Here is a 21,485-nt window from a genome sequence, read left to right on the forward strand (position 1 = left end):
ATGCAGCATCTTTTTCGTCCTTTACTCAGACAAAGTTTTAATACGACAGGGATTTATCTGCTAATCATCGCGCTGACCTTAGCGATTAGTGCCACAACGGCACTAAAATTCAGTAAGGAACAGATTCAGAACGCCGTTGCTTTACAGGCAGCTGAAATGCTGGCGGGAGATTTGGTACTTTCTGATAATGAGCCGCTAGCTCAGGAATGGCGTGATCAGGCCAGGCAGCTCGATTTACAGCAATCTGAAGTCACATTTTTCAGTACGATGGCTTATACCAATGATCAGTTTGTCATGGTCAATGTTAAGGCTATTGATCAGGCTTTTCCTTTACGAGGAGAGCTACAGGTTCAACCTGCAGCAGACAAAATCCAAGCGGGGGAAATCTGGCTGAGTTCACGGGCCATGGATCTACTCAAGGTCAAACTGGGTGATGAACTGAATATTGCCGATGCCAAATTTAAGGTTACTGCAAAAATCGAGCAGGATTCGAATCAGGAGCTCGGCTTTTCTGGCTTTTCGCCGACTGTAATTATTGCTCAGTCAGAAGTGGCGCGCACCAATGCGATTCAGGTCGGTAGCCGGATTGATTACCGTTTATTAATGGCGGGTAATCCAGCCGATACCCGGCAATATGAAGCCTGGTTCAAGCAGAAGATAAAATCTGAAAATGGGACTTCAGATGAAGTAGAGGCTGAGGTTGAGGGACAAGAACTGGAACAGCAGGGCAGTCTACGCTTGCGTAATGCCAGCGAAGGCAATACCCGTTTAATGAAACCAATTGCCAATCTGGATACTTTTCTGCAACTGGCGAATATTCTCACCATTTTATTATGCGGGATTGCCATTGCTTTAACCGCACAACGTTATGTACAGCAGAACCAGGATCATATTGCCCTGATGCGTTGTATTGGCGCGACCAAAAATCAGATTCTAGCCGCTTATCTGGCTTTGCTGGGTTTAGTACTTTTAATCGCCATGTTGATTGGTAGCGTGATAGGTGTTGCATTGGGTTATGGCTTGCTGCAGCTCATGCTACAGCTGATTCCAAACTTGCAGCTTGAGTTCTCTGCTACGGCGATGCTGCTGGGGCCCTTGCCAATTGCCATGCTGACCAGTGCAGTGGTGTTACTGGGCTTTGTCATGCCGAGTCTGTTTCAACTCTTAAATACTCCTCCGATTCGGGTCATTCGTCAGCAGGAAAAATCCGTCCATTCGATGTTGTGGATGTTACTGACCGGAACCTTAAGTCTGATTATTTTCAGTGTGATTTTAACGGAAAATATCGTGCTGACAGCTTGGGTGATTGGGGCCATTATTCTGCTTTGTGCTGTTCTGTATTTTACGGTCTGGAGTATTTTAAAACTGCTGCGTAATCTGAAATTCAATCTGTCTGCCTATGTACGGACACCGTATCAGACCGCTTTACAGATTACTGCCTTAGCTTTAGGACTCAGTTTGATTAGTGTGCTGGCTGTACTGCGTACAGATTTACTTGATCGATGGCAGCAACAGTTGCCGGAAGGGACACCCAACCAGTTTGTCTATGGTCTGCCGCCTTTTGATATGCCTGACTTAAAAGCTCAGTTAGAACAGAATGGCTGGAAAAGCACGCCGCTTTATCCCAATATTCGCGGGCGTCTGGTAGCGAAAAATGATCATCCTTTTGCTGCTGAACTGGTCAAAAAGAGTAATACCTTAAGACGTGAACTGAATCTGACCCAGTCGGATCGCTATCCTCAGGATAATGTGATTGTTCAGGGGGAGGCAGGATTGAAACAGCCGGGTGAAGTTTCGGTCGAAGCCAATACTGCACAAGAGCTGGGCATCAAACTGGGAGATAAGCTCAGCTTTAGCCTGCCTGAAGGCATACTCGAAGCCAAAGTGGTGAACCTCAGAACAGTAGAGTGGGAAAGTTTTAGTCCAAACTTCTTCTTTATCTTTGCACCGAATACTATGGATGCCAATGCGGGCAGTTATCTGGGCAGTTTCTATGTACCGGAAACAGATAAAGATAAACTGGTGAATCTGGTTCAGCGGTTTTCCAATACGGTATTTATTGATGTCAGCCTGATTCTGGAAGAAATCAAACGGATTGTGAATGTACTGGTGCAGATCATTACCATTCTGGCTGTGCTGGTCAGCGTATCCGGTTTTCTGGTACTGATGGCCTGTCTAAACCTGCTCATGGATGAACGTAAACGTGAAGTGGCTTTGCTCCGGTCTTTTGGTAGTTCCAAACAGAAACTGAAAACCATGATGAGTCTGGAAATCGGTTTTATCGGACTATTCGCCGGTATTGTTTCATGTCTGTTTGCAGAAGTGATCAGCGCCATTGCCAGCTATAAGATGGATCTGATCATCCAGCCTCATTGGGAAATCTGGGTTATCTTACCTGTGTTTATGACTGTGTTATGTACCTTGATTGGGCGTTATCGTCTGAGTTATCTTTCCGAAATTCCGCCCTTGCAAAGCCTGCGTGAGATGAATCAATAAGATTTATCTTGCAGGTTGATCCGCCAACTGCTGTTGTAGCATTTGTAAAATCTCTTGCCAGAGTGGGCGGATCGGTTCAAGCAAAGCCAGATTATATTGATACAGCACGATACAGGCAGCGACGCCGAGCAGTAAGGCAACCAGACTGACCAAACGGCCACGCTGCATTTTCTGACCAAGATACCAGAGCGCTGTTAGTCCGGCCCCCATGATCATGCCGCCAATATGTGCGGCATTGTTAATTCCGCTGATCATAAAGCCCATCGCCAGGTTAAGGCCCATGATCATTACCAGTGTCTTTTTATCCAGAATAAAAGGCTGACGGGGCAACATTGGCAGTAAAGATAGAACAGTCAGGGAGGCACCGAGACCCATGACTGCACCCGAAGCACCCGCACTAACACCCGGCAATAAGCCAGGATTGGCTACACCGCCTTCGATTAAGGCATAACTGTCCTGGATACTCATATAGCCACTGAGCAAACTACCCATCAGGCCGGCACAAATATAAAGACCTGTAAAATAGATCCGGCCAAAAATTTGTTCAGCGACACTACCAAAAATATACAGTGCCCACATATTCAACATCAGGTGAATTAAGCCAAAATGAAAAAACATGCTACTAAACAGGCGTATGGGTTCCGCTAAATACGTTAAAGGTGCATAATCTGCTCCCCAGCGAATGGCATCTGGAGAACTTGGCTGTGTGATATCCATCCCATTCAGAACCTGCCAGCCAAACAGGCCGATATTGATGCAGATCAGGAGTGCGGTCATCCACCAGAGCTGCATTTCCAGTTTGCGATGTGTTGTTGGGGGAGAATATTCAGGCATGCTATTTTTTTGCTGTGATTGTATATTTCGAATAAGCTTAACACGAAAAATTGAATTTTCAGGAGTAACGCACTGACATGAAAGCCTTTCTGACCCGCACCCTTCTCGTGATTGTCAGTGTGATTCTACTTGTTCAACTGTGGATTTTTGCAAGTTTAGCCTGGTGGCGAACCAATCCAGTGAATACCACCATGATGATGCGGATCGATTATTGGACTGAACCCTCGAAACCCATTCAACATCAGTGGCGCCCTTATGATGAAATCAGTACCAATCTCAAGCAGGCGGTAGTGACGGCAGAAGATGGAAAATTCATGCACCATCATGGCTTTGACTGGGATGGTATTCAGACTGCACTCAGCCGTAACAAGAATGAAGGCCGTGTTGTGGCAGGAGGGTCAACCATTTCCCAGCAGCTGGCTAAAAACCTGTTCCTCGTCAACAAGCGTTCATTCCTGCGTAAAGGTCAGGAAGCTGTCGCGACCTGGATGATGGAACGCATGTGGTCTAAAGAGCGTATTCTGGAAGTGTATTTAAATTCGATTGAGTTTGGAGACAATATCTATGGAGCAGAAGCGGCAGCCAAACATTATTTTGGTAAGACTGCAGAGAGCCTGACTCGTGATCAGGCCATCTTCCTGGCAGCGATTCTCACCAATCCAAAATATTTTGAAGATCATCATAATGCATCCGCACTAAAAGCACGTAAACGTATGATTCAGCGTTATATGCGCTATGCCGAAATCCCTTAAATAAAAATATCAAGATAAAGCCCAAATATTTGGGCTTTTTTTATGAAAATGTCATTAATTTGAAGCATACTAAAAGCAATAAGCAAGACTTGAAAATAGCGTAGGTTTGATATGAATACGGCAGCCAGTACGACTTCGGCACTGACCGAATATACTTATAATGATCGTTACATTAATCGTGAACTGTCTATTCTGGATTTCCACTTGCGTGTGCTGGAACAGGCAGTCGATCCTCTGCATCCTTTGCTGGAACGCATGAATTTTCTACTGATCTTTTCACGTAATCTGGATGAGTTTTTTGAAATTCGTGTAGCTGGCGTCATGGAACAACTGGATTTGGGCAATGAAAGCCGCAGTCCAGATGGTTTGACGCCCAAACAAGTATTAGAACAGATTGCCGAAACTGCGCATGCCGCCATTGAACGCCAGTACCGTATTTTAAATGAAGAGATTTTGCCGAAACTGCGTGAGGAAGATATCTGCTTCTTGCGCCGTGGAGAGCTAACACCGGCACAATCGGCCTGGGTGAAAAAATATTTTCAGGAACAGGTTGCTCCAGTTCTTACGCCTATTAGCCTTGATCCGGCACATCCATTCCCACGTCTGGTGAATAAATCCCTGAATTTTATTGTGACGCTCGAAGGGAAAGATGCCTTTGGCCGTCAGATTGATCTTGCGGTTGTTCCTGCGCCACGTTCATTGCCACGTGTTGTGCGTTTACCGGATGAACTGACTGATGGTAAAGAACATCATGTGATGTTATCCGCCATCATTCATGAACATGTGTCTGACCTGTTCCCGGGCATGACCGCGACTGGCTGCTATCAGTTCCGTGTTACCCGGAATGCCGATCTGGCCTTAAATGAAGATGTTGAAGACCTGGCCAAAGCCTTAAAAGGCGAGCTAAGTTCGCGCCGTTTTGGTCGTGCAGTCCGTCTGGAAGTGACTGAAAATTGTCCGCAGCATATTTATGAATATCTGCTGGAAGAATTTGATCTGGATAAAGAACAGCTCTATAAAGTGGCAGGACCGGTTAATCTGGCGCGGTTACTGTCCAACTTCAAACGTCCACATCTACGTTATGATTCACATACGCCAATTCTGCCTAAAGTACTGAAGAAATCTGAAAATGTTTTCAGTGCCATGCAGAAGCAGGATATTTTGCTACATCATCCATTTGAATCTTTTGCACCAGTGATTACGCTGTTACGTGAAGCGGCACGTGACCCTCAGGTACTGGCAATCAAGCAGACATTGTATCGTAGTGGTCCAGATTCCGAGATCGTGCAGGTGCTGGCAGAAGCGGCCCGTAACGGTAAGGAAGTGACTGCAGTCATCGAGCTGCGTGCACGTTTTGATGAAGAATCTAATATTGCAGTTGCTAATGTGCTGCAAGAAGCGGGTGCTGTCGTGGTCTATGGCATTGTTGGCTATAAAACTCATGCCAAAATGATTCTGGTGGTACGCCGAGAAAATAACAAGCTGGTGCGTTATGTACATCTGGGAACCGGGAACTATCATGCAGGTAATGCGCGAATTTATACCGACTATGGTCTCTTAACCACGGACAAAGATCTATGTGAAGATGTGCATCGTATCTTCCAGGAATTGACTGGAATGGGGAAAATGGCCAAGCTGAAAAAGCTGCTCCATGCGCCATTTACCTTGCATGCCCAGCTCATCAACTATATTGATAATGAAATTGCCAATGCTAAAGCGGGCAAGAAAGCCCAGATCATCGTGAAGGTCAATGCTTTAACTGAACTGCAACTGATCAACAAACTTTATGAAGCTTCTCAAGCAGGTGTACAGATTGATCTGATTATCCGTTCAATTTGTTGTCTACGTCCAGGCTTACCGGGACTTTCAGAGAATATCCGGGTACGTTCAATCGTCGGCCGTTTCCTTGAACATACACGCGTGTTTTATTTTAGCAATAATGGCAATTCTCGCATTTATTGCTCAAGCGCGGACTGGATGGATCGCAATCTGTTTAATCGTGTAGAAGCCTGTTTTCCGATTGAAGATGAAGCATTAAAGAAACGCATTTACCAGCAAGGTTTATTAAATTACCTGAAAGACAATCAGCAGGCCTGGTTATTACAGGGAGATGGAACCTGGGTGCGTGCCCAAGTCGCTGAAGGTGAACAACCGCATAATGCACAGCGTACCTTGCTGGAAACCTTTAAATAACTCGATGCAAACTAAAAAGGCTGATGATTCAGCCTTTTTTATATTTTATCAATTTTGAAAATGGATAAATGGATTCGCGAGTTTTTGATAGATTTTGCGAATAGCAGCATAAATCTGGTAATCGTGCAGACTTAATCTGTTTTGAATTTCGGCCAAAGTCAGGTCTTGGCTGAAATACTTTAAAATCTGTACTTCAGTCTGATTTAAAAAATGTATTTTTGTTTCCTGACTCACTAAATAACGGGCTAATTCAGGATGTAAATAGGAACCGCCACGTAGAATGATTTTCAGGCTTGCCACTATTTTCGAAACAGGATGCGAAGCAATCAGATATCGATCCACGCCAGATGACAAGAATAAATCGATCATTTCAAGTGAATCATCAGCTAAAACTATAATCAGATGAGGAATCTGGATTCGTGCTTGAATTACATTAAGATTCTTAAGTTGTGCTTTCTCATGAATCTCATATAACACGAGATTGGGAAGATACTGTTCAATATGGGATTGAGCAGACAGATGATCGGTATAGGACAGCATATCCGGTTGATAACCGAGCTGTAGCAATGCAAGATCAAGATTGGAAGAGAGCGGGGGTGGATAAGGTTGCACCAATAATACGGGTGCAGGCAAAAATGAGGCCAAAGAAATCTTATCCTGAGAGTAATTAATATACAGATGTATTTTGGCTTAAATTGGTTTCAATGCCAATCCCCAGAAATAGGGATTTAATTTTTATATATTATAAATAGTTAAAGTTTGAAAAACTGGTTTTTGGATCATTTTAATTGACTGAATTTATAAAAATTTACTTTATCAGAAGACACAGGCAATAAAAAAGGAGCAATCTAAGTGCTCCTTTTTTCTTAGGGCTTAATTAAGCTGCATCATGGGCAGTAATTTTTTGCAAAATTTGTAATAACACATCGAATTCGCTTTGTAGCGGTGTGCTCTTACGAGTGACCAGTGCCAGAGTACGGCTTGGTGCTGCGTTGATTGGATTGATGCGCAGATCCGGATTGGCTTTGATCATATTGGTATGCAGCGCAATTTCTGGCAACAGGGTGAAACCAAGATCAGCAGACACCATTTCAATTAACGTCGGTAATGAACTTGCTTTCAGGCGGTGATCATTTTTACGCTCACCAATCGGGCAGGCACTCAATGCATGATCACGCAAGCAATGACCTTCTTCAAGCAGCATCAGGCGAGACAGGTCCAGATCTTCCAGAGATTTGGCTTGAGCCGCATTCTGGTCAGATTTGTGATGTACCAGATACAGATTCTCTTTGGCAATTTCAGCAACTTTCAAGCTACGGGTATCGAAAGGTAGAGCGAGCACCACCATATCCAGATTACCATGCTCCAGTTTCTCTACAATTTTCTCACTTTGAGCTTCATGTAAATGTAGCTGGATTTTCGGTAGCTGCTGATGCACTTCATCCAGAAATTGCGACAGGATGAAAGGGGCAATGGTTGGAATAACGCCAAGATGCAGATCACCGGTTAATGGTTCACTCATTTCACGACTTAAACGCATTAAGTCCTGAGCATCAGCCAGTAGAACACGGGCACGTGCAACCACTTGTTCACCAAGCGGCGTTAAACGTACATTCTGGCGATCGCGTTCAACAAGAACGCCACCGAGTAAACGCTCCAGCTCCATAATACCGCCAGACAAAGTTGACTGGGTAACAAATGAGCGGCGAGCAGCTTCTGTAAAATGCAGCGTCTCAGACAGTGTTACGAGGTATGACAGCTGTCTTAGGGATGGTAATGCAGCCATAGTGTCCTAATGTTTATGATTTAAAATGATCAGCAAATAATTCGCTAAGATATGGAATAAAATGCGGAGGGATATCATGCCCCATTCCATCAATTAATTCAAATTTAGCCCCTGAAATTGCTTTTGCAACAGCCTTACCATGACTAGGAGGCAGCAATCTGTCACGAGCACCATGAACCACCAAGGTCTCTTGTTGGATTTGCTTGTCCAGTTGCAGCAATGAACCCGTACATAATATTGCTAAAAACTGTTGAAGTACACCCGCTGGATGGTAACTTCGCTTATATAACTTACGGGCGGTCTGAATCGCTTCCAGATGATTCACATAACCCGGTGAGCCAATAATATTAAACAGCTTCAAGCTATGATCGACAATGCCATCTTCATCTGTGGAAGCGGGTTTGTCAATTAAACTAAAGAGTTGCTTTGGAAAAGGCGGAGGTAACAGTGGCTGGTTATTACTGGTAAACAGTAAACCCATTTTTTTAACTTTGTCAGGATAACGTGCGGCCAGAATCTGGGCAATCATGCCGCCCATAGAGGCACCGAGCACATAAACCTGACCCAGTCCCATTTTTTCAATCAGAAGATGTACATCATCTGCCATATCGTACAGCGTATAAGGCGCGCCCTGATTGCCTAAACCCAGTACAAAACGGCTCATCATTTTTAAAGTGTTTAAGCGAGGCCCTTTATGGTGAATTTTGGAAGATAAACCAATATCCCGGTTGTCAAAACGCACCAGATGATAGCCCTGATCAATGAGGGATTTACAGAAGAAGTCCGGCCAGTACAGCATCTGTGCCCCAAGCCCCATAATCAGCAGAATGGTCGGGTGTTCAGGATTTCCTCCGACTTCCACGTGCAATTCGATGCCATTGCCAAGATCGACCTTGGTTTCACGCATGAACGCGGTATACGGAGAATGATTGAACTGCAGGGCACTGTGCATGATGTATTTCCTGATTAAAGGACATTTCGCTTAAAAAATGTCCTTTGTATTAAACATCTAAACTGTAGCTGGAATCAAGTCAGGAACCTGCTTGGTCAATGCCAGGCGTTGTTTGGCAGCAGTGGCACCAAGCAGGACAAATCCACGCAAAGTACCGCTGGCATCAAAGGCTTTGGCCAGCATACCGTCATCAAACTCTTCATTTTCCCAAGTTACTTCGACATCAACCGGAGCAGGAAGGACAGTCAATGGCGCAGCTGGCGTTTTTACCGCAACAGGCATTGCTGGATAATGGACTGCAGTATGTTCGCCATTCAATGTTTTAGACAGGGCACGGGCCTGCTGCATGATTGGCATGACATATGGCAAAAGCATTCCATTTACTTCCGCACAGTCGCCTACTGCATAAATATCCGGTTGATTGGTTTCTAGTTTTGTATTGGTCAGAATCCCGCGACTGGTATGAATATCGGCTTCTTTTGCGACAGAAATATTCGGTTGTAAGCCCACAGCAGACAGCACCACATCAGCAACAACTGACTGACCATTGGCAAGTGTGACCAGATAATTACCATTTTCAACTTTAGAGACTTTTTCAACTGTTGTCCCTAATACAAAATGAATACCCGTCTCTTCAAGATTTTGCTGGAAAGCATCTGCGACATGAGCTGGTAATAAGCGACCTAAAGGCTGGGGTGCCAGATCAATCACGGTGACCTGATGATTGGTATGCTGCAAGTCATTGGCAAATTCACAGCCGATCAGGCCTGCGCCTAAAATTACTACGCGTTTATCCTCACGTGCTGCCAGATTATGACGGAAAGCTTTATAGTCAGTCAGGTTATTGACCATATGAATATCGTCGCTGGCATCACCGGCAATGGCTAGGCGTACTGGATTGGCACCTACAGCTAGCACCAGTTTAGAATAATCCTGTGTACTTTCCTGACCGTCTTTTTCTAAAGTCAGCTGATGCTGTTCAGGATGAATCGTTTTGACCCAGGTATTTTTTTCGATGCGCATTTTCAGCTGCGCTGACATTTTTTCTGCATCACCCAAAGGGATGTGTTCTGGCGCTTTGTTTCCTGCTAAAGCATTAGAAAGCGTAGGTTTTGCATAATTAGTCGCATCATCAGCACAAATCATGACAAGTTCATGGTCTGGGTTGAGTTTGCGAAACTCACGGGCAACAGCATAACCCGCCATGCCCGAACCAATGATGACGATAGGATGCATACGATTCTCCATGCTTTTTTAAATTAGTTTTTTTCAGGTATAAAGGACATAAAAAAGACCATTCAATATGGTCTTTAAAAGAACATGATTAGATTTCAATCATTTCAAAATCGACTTTAGAAACACCACAATCCGGACAAGTCCAGTCATCAGGAATATCTTCCCATTTGGTTCCAGGAACGATTCCGTCCTGAGGCCAACCTTCTGCCTCGTCATAAATCCATCCACAAACGATGCATTGATATTTTTTCATATAACTCTCCAAAACTGACCAACTGTAGCTGTCAGCTTAAAATCCACAAATGGCAAGACCCTAAAGAATATGACTTTTAATAGTAAACATATTTGGCTAAATTTTTACGCAGTTCTATTCATAAAGTAAAGCGAATAAAAGTTTAATCAGTGAAATTAACAGCAGAAAGGGCAGTCCCTAGGTATTTCATTACTAGAAATATATTTAAGGTGAGGCAAAGAGTTGTATTTTTAGTTTTATCAAACACTCTTCTGGCTTAGATTTTAAGTTGTAGACCAAAGTCGGGCAGAAAAAATGATTAAAATCAGTTAACTTAGACTCAGCAAAGTCTTTATTAAATATTTTTTAAAATAAATTTATATATTTAAATCAATTGCTTATTATTATTCTGTGCTTTAATATTGCACAGTCGTTGTTGTTACACATTGTTAATTTAGTTTAAAATTCACCTATTCCTTTCCTTGTTTAAAGATCTCCCATGAGCAATTTGTCTACTTCTCTGTGGTCTCACATTCGTACTGTCCAGAATTTCCCAAAACCAGGCATTTGTTTCTTCGATTTGACCCCATTATTCATGAATAATCTGGGTCCATTAACTGATGCTTTGATTGCCAGCATTCCTGAAGAAAAGCTTGCTGAAGTAGACAGCTTTGTGGCAGTAGAAGCACGTGGTTTCGTGCTGGCAAGCCTGTTGGCGCAGCGTACGGGCAAAGGCTTATTACTGGTTCGTAAAGCAGGTAAATTGCCGCCTCCAGTCGTAGGTGTAGGTTATAGCCTTGAATATGGTCTGGACCGTCTGGAAATGTCTGCAGAAGTTCAGGGACAAAAAGTGATTATTGTGGATGATGTACTGGCAACTGGCGGTACATTGAAAGCAGTACATGAGTTGGCTGAAAAATGTCAGCATCAGGTTCTAGGTGCGAGCATCTTCCTTGATCTGCCAGATTTACACGGTGAATTAGGTCTGGACATCTGGTCAGTACTTGATGATAAATCCCAGCCTGAAGCTGCAGTTGCTTAAGTCTAGATCATCAAAAAAGCCCCAACTATTGGGGCTTTTTTATTGCCGGATAAAATGATATTCAATTTCCTGAATCAGGTCATTAATCTGTTCAGGGTGTTCAAGACGATGGTGGCCACCTTCAATGGCATGAATTTGCATATAGTCTTCAAGCTGTGCCTGTGCTGCATGCATATCCAGAATTTCATCACCTAATTCCAGATAGGCCATTTGCGGAATATCATGCTGCAAATCGTTGTCACAAATCGCAGGATAATCATCGCGGAAATTCGGTTGCAAGCTAGGATTCGCGATCACACAAGGGATCTGATGAGCTTGTGACATTTTTAGCGCCCAATAACCGCCCAGACTGTGTCCGACCAGAATATCCGGTTTAATGGTTTCAACCATTTCATGATAGAAATCAGCTACCGACTGGTAGCTCAGATTACGATAATCCACATCTATACAATATTTATGCATTGCATCAATTGCATGAAATTTCGTGGACTGTTTTGACGAATCCAAGCCATGAAAAAACAATATTTTAGACATATTTTTACTCATTTTTATCGGACATGGCAAAGTCGTGGTCAGGGTGTTAAGACACCACCTTCTAATATGGTCATTATTGTAAAACGTCTATTTCGAGGAAGCAGTTAGCTATTGGTCTAAGCTGATATGGGATATAAAGGCAGAATTTGTGCAGAGGATTGAGGTCTTGGACTTTCATCTAACAAAAGTTGGGCAATATTCTAAAAAAACCAATCATAAAATTCGAAACTGAAAATCATTTGCCTTTAAGAATTTCATATATCCAGAAATTTTTCTCAAGAAAAGCCACGTGTAGGAAGTCTTTACGCTACGATTTGATGCGGATTTCTGCTATTCTATGCAACTTCTATTTTTTAACTAATCTTATCCGAGGCAGAGATGACGCAAAATAACGCTCAATCGACTTCTGAACAAATCATTTCCGAAAACGATTTAATTGCACAGCGTCATGCCAAGTTAAAGCAGATTCAAGACCACGCAAAAGAAACTGGTGTTAGCCCATGGCCAAACACATTTAAACGTGAACATTATGCGCAAGACTTACAAGACCAGTTTGCTGATAAATCTAAAGAAGAAATTGAAGCTGGCGAACACGTTCATGTAAAAGTAGCAGGTCGTGTGATGTTGAACCGCGGTTCATTCATCGTGATTCAGGATATGACCGGTCGTATTCAGCTTTATGTTCCACGTAAAGAACTTGAGCCAGAAGTACTTGCAACGATCAAAGGCCTGGATCTGGGCGATATCATTGCAGTTGAAGGTTATATCGGTCGTTCTGGAAAAGGTGACCTGTATGTTCATATCGAACATTTTGAATTACTGACAAAATCATTACGTCCACTTCCAGACAAGTTCCATGGTTTGACTGATACTGAAGTGAAGTATCGTAAGCGTTATCTTGATCTGATCGTAAATGAAGAAACCCGTAAAACTTTTGAAGTTCGTGCCAAAGTTGTTGCCGGTATTCGTAGCTTCCTGAACGACAAACGTTTTATGGAAGTTGAAACCCCGATGATGCACGTAATTCCTGGTGGAGCATCTGCGCGTCCATTTGAAACGCATCATAATGCACTGGATATGCCGTTGTTCCTGCGTATTGCACCTGAGCTTTATTTGAAACGTCTGGTTGTGGGTGGTTTCGAGCGCGTATTCGAAATTAACCGTAACTTCCGTAATGAAGGTGTTTCTACTCGTCATAACCCTGAATTCACTATGATCGAATTCTACCAGGCGTATGCAGATTACAAAGACCTGATGGAATTGACAGAGCAAATGCTGGAAAAACTGGCAATTGATATTCTGGGTACCACTGATGTGCCTTATGGCGATGAAGTCTTTAGCTTCAAAGGGCCATTCAAGAAAATTTCAATGTTTGATGCCATTCTTGAGCACAATCCACAGTTCACTCCAGAAAATGTCAATGACCGTGAGTTCCTGGCGAAATTCATTCAGGAAGAACTGAAAGAACAGGTAAAACCAGGTTTTGGTCTGGGTAAACTGCAAACAATTGTGTTTGAAGAAACGGTAGAAACTCAACTACGTCAGCCTACATTCGTGACTGAATATCCAGCAGAAACTTCACCATTAGCACGCCGTAATGATCAAGACCCGCATATTACAGACCGTTTTGAATTTTTTATCGGTGGTCGTGAACTGGCAAATGGCTTCTCGGAATTAAATGACCCGATTGATCAGGCTGAACGCTTCCAGGCGCAGGTTGCTGAGAAAGATGCAGGTGATGATGAAGCAATGCACTATGATGCTGACTTCATTGAAGCCCTAGAATATGGTCTGCCTCCTACAGCAGGTGAAGGGATCGGTATTGACCGTCTGGTAATGATTTTCGCGAATGCACCAAGTATCCGTGATGTAATTTTATTCCCGCATATGCGTCATAAACACTGATTACTTATTCGAAAAAAGGCAGTTTTAAAACTGCCTTTTTTATGTGTTCAGTATTTATTTTAAATAAAATTAAAACCCAGCATTATTTCATTCTATTTTTTACATTTGTGATTTCATTTTTGTATTTCTATCTCATTTCTTGAAGCGATTTTTTATTTTAAAAGTCAATTAAATCTAGGGTTTCATATTATACTGATACAGTTTCGCCATTGAATATTATTTTTGAAATATCTATGGTTAGGCAAAAATAAACTTGAGAATATTGATCCCATGTTTCTAAAAAAACCATTATTAAGTGCACTTCTTACGACACTTTCGCTTCCTGTTTTTGCTCAAGGGCTGGTTCTGAATGATGCAAATCTTCGTACTGACTTGAACTGGTTAAACCAGCAAGGGGTGATCCAGATCAGTACCTCGACCTGGCCGCTCAGTGGTGATGAAATTCAACGAGCTCTATCCAATGCACAAGTGAGTAACAAAGTACAACAACGTGTTATTGATTCAGTTCTGGCAAAATTAACAGCAGACAATCAGCAGCTCAAAGTAGGCTTATTTGCGGAAAGTGATCCAAAAGATATTCCTCAAGCCTTTGGCGATCAGCAAAAGGCACAATTTCAGGCAGCTTTAGAGTTTAATGCAGGTGGCGAAAACTGGGATGCCAAACTCCGGGTTAATGCCGAAAAAGATCGACAAATTGAGAATGATCAGGATGTGAATCTGGAAGGATCTTATCTAGCAGGAAAACTCTGGAATCAATGGCTGATTGCTGGCCAAATTCCGACCTATTGGGGTCCGGGACATGATGGCAGCTTGATTCGTGGCGATGCTAGCCGCCCAGTATATGGATTTATGGCACAACGTGCAGAACAAACAGCTTTTGAAACTAAATGGCTGTCCTGGATTGGACCGTGGCAATATCAGGCTTTTGCAGGACAATTGGATGATTATACTGCCGTTCCAGATACCAAACTTATTGGTCTTCGTGTAACAGCACAACCTTTATCTTACTTGGAGCTAGGCGCTTCTCGTGCGATTCAATGGGGTGGGGAAGGACGTCCTGAAAGCTTAAGTTCATTATGGGATGCTTTTGTCGGGAATAAAGATAATGGTGGTACGGGTGAACCTGACCCATCGAACCAGATCGCGGGTTTCGATGCACGCCTGAATCTGTTTCCTTTGACACAGGTACCTATGGGCTTCTATGGGCAATATGTTGGTGAAGATGAAGCGGGTGGTCTGCCTGCAAAGAAAATGTATCTGGCGGGTATAGACTATTCTTCGACTGTAAAAAATATGCCATATCAACTGTATACAGAATGGGTAGATACACGTACTAACGGCAAGGTGCGAGGTATTTCTTATAATCACAGTACTTACACTGATGGTTTTTATCAGCACGGTTATCCGCTGGCACATGCTTTAGGTGGTGATGCACAGATGGTTTCAGTAGGGGGTGATATCCGTTTTGATCCGATGAACCGTTTATCTGGGCGGGTATTGTTTGCTGAAGTCAATCAGTCTGAACGTGCAAGTTTAAATAATGCTGCTTTTGCTTTTGATGATGAAATTAAAGCACTAGATGTTACTTGGTCGCATTATATTCGTCCAGAAATGCCACTTAAAATTAATGCCTGGATAAGTGACTCAGATGTAAATGGTCAGGATGGCGGTGCCTCTATTGGAATTGAAATTCCATTAGAAAAAGGCTTGTTCAAATATTAATATTTAAGACACAACAAAATCCTGCTCATCTGGCAGGATTTTTTATATTTTCAAAAATTACAGACAAAAAAAACGCAATGATTGGGGTTGTCATTGCGTAGAAAAAGGAAGTTTCTTTCAAAACTAAATCAAGATTAACTGTGGAGAGAGTTAAATTTGATTGCTTACTGTATGTAAGTATATTAGGACTCATTCTCATGTGACTCATCAGTATTCATGTTAATAGATGTTAAGTAAGGTTAAAACTATGAAGAATCTGTGTGGAAACTTGCCTTATTTTTGCGCATTTTGGACTTAAATAAAAAAAGCCCTTCATATGAAGGACTTTTTTTTAAATATTGTCTATTTTAGAAATGGAAAACACCTAAGCCCGTTTTTACTTCATCTAAAGTGGTCTGTGTAATATCACGGCATTTATCTGTGCCCGTTTTCAAAATATCCATGATGTAATCCGGGTCTTTAGCCAGTTCCATACGACGTTCACGAATCGGACCGATCAGCTCTTTTAGAATACCTTCCAGACGTTTTTTTACTGTACCATCACCTAAACCACCACGGCGATAATGTGCTTTCAATTCTTCCAGTTCTTCTTTATTAGTGTCGAAAGCATCCAGGTAAGTAAATACCACATTGCCTTCAACCTGGCCTGGATCTTCGATACGAAGGTGATTCGGATCGGTATACATCGCATTGACAGCTTTTTTGATGTCTTTATCAGAAGCATCTAGAACAATGGTATTGCCTAATGATTTAGACATTTTCGCTTTGCCGTCAAAACCTGGTAAGCGTCCCACATTAGAAAGCAGCGCCTTACATTCAGGCAGTAATTCACGGCCAATCTGACGGTTAAGGCGACGTACGATCTCATTGGTCTGTTCGATCATTGGAATCTGGTCTTCGCCTACTGGAACTACAGTTGCTTTAAAGGCTGTGATATCTGCTGCTTGAGCCACTGGATAGCATAAGAAACCTGCAGGAATATCACGCTCAAAACCACGCATCTGAATTTCTGATTTAATGGTCGGGTTGCGCTCTAGACGTGAAACTGTCACAAAGTTCAGATAGAGCATGGTCAGTTCGTTTAAGGCTGGCAGGCAAGACTGAACACAGATTGTAGTTTTAGTTGGATCAATGCCGACAGCCAGATAATCTGTGGCCACTTCAATAATATTGCGACGTACTTTTTCAAAGTTATCTGCATTATCTGTCAAGGCTTGAGCATCAGCGAGTAACAAATGTTGATGGTGAGAATCTTGTAAACCTACGCGAGAGCGTAATGAACCGACAAAATGGCCAAGGTGAAGCTGTCCGGTAGGACGGTCGCCAGTCAAGATTACTGGACGATTATCTTGATTACTCATTATCTATTCCAAAAAGTAGTCTGTACTACATCTATATTTTAACGAATGGCCACATTGTACGGCATTCTGTTTTTGAATGTCAGCCAGAAAAAAAGCCGTAGTAAAAAATCTTATTAATTAAACAAGTGAATACAATATTTTTTAAATATTTTCATTAAAATATGTCTAAAGATGATAAGGATAACAAAAATGGCGAGCAGCTTATTAATATTATTGGATGATATTGCGACTGTTTTAGACGATGTTGCCGTGATGAGCAAGATGGCTGCAAAAAAGACGGCAGGTGTCTTGGGGGATGACTTGGCATTAAATGCCCAGCAAGTCAGCGGTGTACGGGCAGAACGTGAACTTCCTGTGGTGTGGGGGGTAGCGAAAGGTTCTTTTATTAATAAGCTGATTCTTGTTCCTTTGGCTTTACTTATTAGTGTGGTTGCACCCTGGTTAATTAATCCTTTACTAATGATTGGTGGTCTATTTCTCTGTTATGAAGGCGTAGAAAAAGTCCTGCATAGCTTAAAGCATAAGAAAGCCAAGACTGAAGAAGATGCTGAGGCTGAATTCACTACGATCGAAACCGATTTGGCCACATTTGAAAAAGAGAAAATTAAGGGTGCGATCCGAACTGATTTCATTCTGTCTGCGGAAATTGTAGTGATTTCTTTGGGCACCGTGGCAGCCGCAGCTTTTACCACCAAAGTCATCGTACTGGCAGGAATTGCCATATTAATGACAGTCGGGGTGTACGGCTTCGTCGCCATGATTGTTAAAATTGATGATTTAGGTTTGTACCTGACTAAGCAGGCATCCAGCTTCAAACAAAGTATAGGCTGTGGATTGCTGGCTTTTGCTCCTAAATTGATGAAAACCCTGACGATTGTAGGTACGATTGCAATGTTCCTGGTCGGTGGCGGGATTATTGCTCATACCATTCCATGGTTTCATCATTTCACTGAAGATTCGGTTGAGTATGTAGAGCATATGCCTAGTCTGGGCAGTATCGTAGGGGCTGTTACGCCTACACTGATTAATCTGGTGATTGGTTTTGTGGCAGGGTTAATCGTATTTATCTTGATTGGCTTTATTCAAAAAATCAGATCGAAATCAAAGCAGGCATAAATTAGGCCCGTTAAAATAAGCTGACTTTAAACTATAAGGAATCTCACTATGCGCTGGAAAGGACGTCGTGTTAGTAGCAATGTAGAAGACCGTCGTGGCGGTGGTGCCAAAGCCGGTGGAATCAGTATTCTCGGGTTGATTATTGCTTTCGTGGCCTGGAAGTTTTTTGGCGTTGATCCACAGCAAGCCTATCAAACCACCAAGCAGGTCACGCAAGGTGTTTCTAGTGCAGAAACACGGGGTCTGGAAAATCCAACGCCAGAGCAGCAAGAAGCAATCGATTTTGTAGGAACTGTGCTTGCCGATACAGAAGATACCTGGTCTCAAATATTTCAGCAGCAGCTGAACCAGCAATATACTGCACCCAAATTGGTTTTATTTAGTGGGGTAGTAAATTCTGGTTGTGGTACAGCGCAATCGGCCATGGGACCTTTCTATTGTCCGGCAGACCAGAAAGTTTATATTGATACAGCATTCTTTAAAGATATGCGTACTCAAATGGGAATCAGCGGGGAACAGAACTCAACCGAGTTATCTCGCAATGATCAGGCAGGTGATTTTGCTCAAGCCTATGTGGTAGCGCATGAGGTAGGTCATCATATCCAGACCATTTTAGGTATTTCTTCACAGGTACAGCAGGCACGTCAACAAGCTACTCAAGCACAGGGCAATCAGCTTTCTGTACGACAAGAACTACAGGCGGATTGTCTGGCTGGGGTATGGGCTTATCATAACCATGAGCGTACGCAGTTCCTGGAGCAGGGTGATGTACAAGAAGCCATGGATGCGGCACACAAGATCGGTGATGACTATCTGCAGAAAAAGGCACAAGGCCATGTCGTGCCGGACAGCTTTACGCATGGTACCAGTGCACAGCGGGTAAAATGGTTTAATACTGGTCTGAAATCAGGTCAAATGTCTGCTTGTGATACTTTTAATCAAAATATCTAAAATTAAAGATCAAAAAAGGGGAGCAAATGCTCCCCTAATGATTGAATAGTTATTTTTCCAGAAAACGACGGAAGTTTTTCAAAATCTTGATACTGACAAATAAGGCAGCCAAGGCAAATAGCGAAATCGCAAAGAGAATATATTTTAAATTGCTGATGTCATTATTATAAAATTGCTTCAATTCATTTTTGGAATAGCTAAGTTTAGTGATCTGACCAGTTCTACTATCTTGGAACTGAATATTTTCAATATAAAAATAATTTCTCACTTTTACTAAATTAACATTCTGAATCTGCCGGGTATGTGACTGATTGTAGTCATCAGTACATAGGGCAGCATAATGCTCACAGCTGATTTTTGCTACATAACCATTTCCCGCAATCAGGATAAACAGCGCATTGTCTGGACGTTGATTATTAGACACCAGTACATATTGCGCTTTGGTATTGCTTTTTAAAGGAATGCTCACAGCTTGCTGATAATATTGATCTGCTTTCAGGATTTCCTGAATTTTGGCAACACAAGTGAACATTAAAGAAAGTGTAACCAGAAAAATGACAGCAGCGAGACACAGACGGAATATAGTTTTGACAGTTTGATGCATGGAAGAAAATTTCTAAATAGAAAGGAGGAGTAAGCAATAAAGTGCTTTAAGGCTGTATGTTAAATCATCAGTTGTGAATATTGAAAAGAAACTTAACTTAATTCGAAAAAAAATGGGACTAAACTTGATCCGCTAAAATATACTGTTTTTTTAAATTTATATTTCAAGTAAAACTTTCAGCTCACGGCTGCAAATTGCCAAATCTTAGGAAACCTAATGGGAAGTTTCTTTTTTTTACAACTGTTGACGGTGGTCTTTGCTCTGTCAATTGCCACTACCATGTTCAACAAACGTGTTCTAAGTTTTCCTCAAGCCATTGGTGTGCCGATTGTTTCCGCTATTTTTGTCTTTATCTTGCAATGGTGCGCCAGCCTGTTACAGGGTAATCCATTTTTTAGCATCAATATTGATAATATTGAGAAAGCAGTTCGCCATGTCGATTTTTATGACTTCCTGATTAATGGTGTGATTTGTTTTATTCTGACTTCATCCGCATTGAAGTTTAAGGTTTCAGATTTACGCAATCACTGGCGGCCGATTGGTATTCTGGCCAGTCTGGCATTGGTTTTCTGTGCAGTTTTCTTTGGTATTGCGCTGTACGGTTATCAGTTTCTGATTGGTAACCACGTCGATATATTGGTTCTACTATTACTCGGTGCTGCGCTCGGAGCAACGGATCCCATTGGGATTAAAGGTGTACTCAGTTCGGTACGCGCACCCCATCATTTGATCGTGAAGCTGGAAGGTGAATCACTGTTTAATGATGCCATGTGTATTGCATTATTTATGACCTTATTAAATGTACTGCAAGGTGAAAACTTTACCGTACTCGCCGTCCTGCAAACATTGCTTTATGAAATTGTCGTGGCAGTCTTGATCGGAATTGGGTTTGGTTTGGCGATTTTACGTATTCTGCGCGGTAAGCATGAAATGGAATCACTGATATTAACTACTGCACTGTTGGCTTGTGGTTCATATCTGGTTGCTTTACTGGCGCATGCTTCTGCACCAATTGCCTGTGTAATCGGCGGCTTGATTGTCGGTAATAAATGGAAAGAAATTCTGGCTGATGCAGATATCGGTGATGTAAACCATTTCTGGCATACGGTAGAGGGAATTATCAATTCCTTCCTGTTCACCTTGATCGGTCTGGAACTGTTCATTATTGATCTAAGCACCAGTCTGGTTCTAGGCGGGATTGTCGCTTTCATAATTCTGCATTTGGCACGCTTCCTGGCCAACCATCTGTCTTTTGCATTATTCCCTAGAATGCGTAAAAAAAGTTATAACGGCAGTTTAACCATTCTGTCTTGGGGCGGTGTACGTGGCGGGATTTCCTTAGCCCTGATTCTGGCAGTGGCCAATATTCCGCAACTGGAAGCGTATAGCAGTATTCTGATTGGATATACCTTCATTGTGGTACTTCTTTCTGGGGTGGTTTGTGGCCTAGGTTTGCCAGCCGTAATGAATGCCTTCTATTACAACCCGAATGAAGAAACTCAAGGCTTTAAAGGCTGGTATCAGCGGATGTGCCACAAGATGAACCGGCGCGGTTTTCAGTATATTGTGGGGGAGGATGCAAATGGAAATGAAACCATCACCATCTTCCAGCCTGAGATGCTGATTGATAAGAAAGATGCCGATGGTGTAGCAACCGTGCATCATCCTGATAAAGTACAGGAAGTGAAACGCTTAGAGAATCCGGAGAATTTCTAAGCGTTAGAATTTTCTATCAAGATTGAAAGCCAATGACATCAAGTGCAAGCCAG

18 protein-coding genes are annotated in these 21,485 nt (G+C 42.5%); 9 read left to right on the forward strand and 9 right to left on the reverse strand.

What is annotated here, in order from left to right:
* Positions 1 to 2,496, forward strand: a complete 2,496-nt coding sequence (locus tag G5T77_RS08930) for an FtsX-like permease family protein (protein ID WP_166137034.1) — start codon at positions 1 to 3, stop codon at positions 2,494 to 2,496.
* Positions 2,497 to 2,499: 3 nt separating this feature from the next.
* Here G5T77_RS08930 and G5T77_RS08935 read toward each other — a convergent pair whose 3' ends face one another.
* Complete coding sequence (locus G5T77_RS08935; RefSeq protein ID WP_166137031.1) at positions 2,500 to 3,330, reverse strand: rhomboid family intramembrane serine protease; 831 nt, start codon at positions 3,328 to 3,330, stop codon at positions 2,500 to 2,502.
* A 77-nt stretch (positions 3,331 to 3,407) separates the two neighbouring features.
* On the opposite strand from G5T77_RS08935, the gene mtgA reads away from it, so the two are divergent.
* Positions 3,408 to 4,082 (forward strand): monofunctional biosynthetic peptidoglycan transglycosylase, encoded by a 675-nt coding sequence (gene mtgA / locus G5T77_RS08940; protein WP_166137028.1) that lies wholly within the window; start codon positions 3,408 to 3,410, stop codon positions 4,080 to 4,082.
* A gap of 111 nt (positions 4,083 to 4,193) precedes the next feature.
* Entirely contained in the window at positions 4,194 to 6,275 is a 2,082-nt protein-coding gene (ppk1, locus tag G5T77_RS08945) for a polyphosphate kinase 1 (RefSeq protein WP_166137025.1), read from the forward strand.
* 48 nt (positions 6,276 to 6,323) lie between these two features.
* Here ppk1 and G5T77_RS08950 read toward each other — a convergent pair whose 3' ends face one another.
* From G5T77_RS08950 to rubA, 5 genes are all read right to left on the reverse strand, one after another.
* Entirely contained in the window at positions 6,324 to 6,920 is a 597-nt protein-coding gene (locus G5T77_RS08950; protein WP_166137023.1) for a response regulator transcription factor, read from the reverse strand.
* 232 nt (positions 6,921 to 7,152) lie between these two features.
* Entirely contained in the window at positions 7,153 to 8,061 is a 909-nt protein-coding gene (gene oxyR, locus G5T77_RS08955) for a LysR family transcriptional regulator OxyR (protein ID WP_005234587.1), read from the reverse strand.
* Positions 8,062 to 8,074: 13 nt separating this feature from the next.
* On the reverse strand, positions 8,075 to 9,013 hold the full coding sequence (estB, locus tag G5T77_RS08960; RefSeq protein ID WP_034704187.1) for an esterase EstB: 939 nt from the start codon (positions 9,011 to 9,013) through the stop codon (positions 8,075 to 8,077).
* 57 nt (positions 9,014 to 9,070) lie between these two features.
* The gene (rubB, locus tag G5T77_RS08965; protein ID WP_166137019.1) at positions 9,071 to 10,249 is read right to left on the reverse strand and encodes a rubredoxin reductase RubB; all 1,179 of its coding nucleotides are present in this window, start codon (positions 10,247 to 10,249) and stop codon (positions 9,071 to 9,073) included.
* 88 nt (positions 10,250 to 10,337) lie between these two features.
* Positions 10,338 to 10,502 carry a rubredoxin RubA gene (gene rubA, locus G5T77_RS08970; RefSeq protein WP_004783011.1) on the reverse strand — a complete coding sequence of 55 codons (165 nt, stop codon included), beginning with the start codon at positions 10,500 to 10,502 and terminating at the stop codon, positions 10,338 to 10,340.
* Between the two features lie 478 nt (positions 10,503 to 10,980).
* Here rubA and G5T77_RS08975 point away from each other — a divergent pair, with 478 nt between their 5' ends.
* On the forward strand, positions 10,981 to 11,523 hold the full coding sequence (locus tag G5T77_RS08975; RefSeq protein ID WP_004783009.1) for an adenine phosphoribosyltransferase: 543 nt from the start codon (positions 10,981 to 10,983) through the stop codon (positions 11,521 to 11,523).
* A gap of 39 nt (positions 11,524 to 11,562) precedes the next feature.
* Here G5T77_RS08975 and G5T77_RS08980 read toward each other — a convergent pair whose 3' ends face one another.
* Positions 11,563 to 12,057, reverse strand: coding sequence for a YqiA/YcfP family alpha/beta fold hydrolase (locus G5T77_RS08980; RefSeq protein WP_004783008.1), 495 nt, complete (start codon positions 12,055 to 12,057; stop codon positions 11,563 to 11,565).
* A 378-nt stretch (positions 12,058 to 12,435) separates the two neighbouring features.
* Here G5T77_RS08980 and lysS point away from each other — a divergent pair, with 378 nt between their 5' ends.
* The gene (gene lysS, locus G5T77_RS08985; protein WP_166137016.1) at positions 12,436 to 13,962 is read left to right on the forward strand and encodes a lysine--tRNA ligase; all 1,527 of its coding nucleotides are present in this window, start codon (positions 12,436 to 12,438) and stop codon (positions 13,960 to 13,962) included.
* Positions 13,963 to 14,232: 270 nt separating this feature from the next.
* Positions 14,233 to 15,684: a capsule assembly Wzi family protein gene (locus G5T77_RS08990; protein WP_166137013.1), complete on the forward strand. Its 1,452-nt coding sequence runs from the start codon at positions 14,233 to 14,235 to the stop codon at positions 15,682 to 15,684.
* 347 nt (positions 15,685 to 16,031) lie between these two features.
* On the opposite strand, the gene trpS is transcribed toward G5T77_RS08990, so the two are convergent.
* Complete coding sequence (trpS, locus tag G5T77_RS08995) at positions 16,032 to 17,045, reverse strand: tryptophan--tRNA ligase (RefSeq protein ID WP_104426456.1); 1,014 nt, start codon at positions 17,043 to 17,045, stop codon at positions 16,032 to 16,034.
* A 189-nt stretch (positions 17,046 to 17,234) separates the two neighbouring features.
* On the opposite strand from trpS, the gene G5T77_RS09000 reads away from it, so the two are divergent.
* Together G5T77_RS09000 and G5T77_RS09005 are read left to right on the forward strand one after the other, a co-directional pair.
* A complete protein-coding gene (locus G5T77_RS09000; RefSeq protein ID WP_166137010.1) occupies positions 17,235 to 18,161 on the forward strand; it encodes a DUF808 domain-containing protein in 927 nt (308 codons plus the stop codon).
* 48 nt (positions 18,162 to 18,209) lie between these two features.
* Positions 18,210 to 19,112, forward strand: coding sequence for a neutral zinc metallopeptidase (locus tag G5T77_RS09005; protein WP_005234599.1), 903 nt, complete (start codon positions 18,210 to 18,212; stop codon positions 19,110 to 19,112).
* Positions 19,113 to 19,161: 49 nt separating this feature from the next.
* Here G5T77_RS09005 and G5T77_RS09010 read toward each other — a convergent pair whose 3' ends face one another.
* Entirely contained in the window at positions 19,162 to 19,716 is a 555-nt protein-coding gene (locus tag G5T77_RS09010; RefSeq protein ID WP_166137007.1) for a hypothetical protein, read from the reverse strand.
* A gap of 216 nt (positions 19,717 to 19,932) precedes the next feature.
* On the opposite strand from G5T77_RS09010, the gene G5T77_RS09015 reads away from it, so the two are divergent.
* Positions 19,933 to 21,432 carry a cation:proton antiporter gene (locus G5T77_RS09015; RefSeq protein ID WP_004782994.1) on the forward strand — a complete coding sequence of 500 codons (1,500 nt, stop codon included), beginning with the start codon at positions 19,933 to 19,935 and terminating at the stop codon, positions 21,430 to 21,432.
* The last annotated feature ends 53 nt before the right edge of the window (positions 21,433 to 21,485 follow it).

The sequence above is a fragment of the Acinetobacter sp. GFQ9D191M genome (assembly GCF_011174875.1).
Lineage (GTDB): Bacteria > Pseudomonadota > Gammaproteobacteria > Pseudomonadales > Moraxellaceae > Acinetobacter.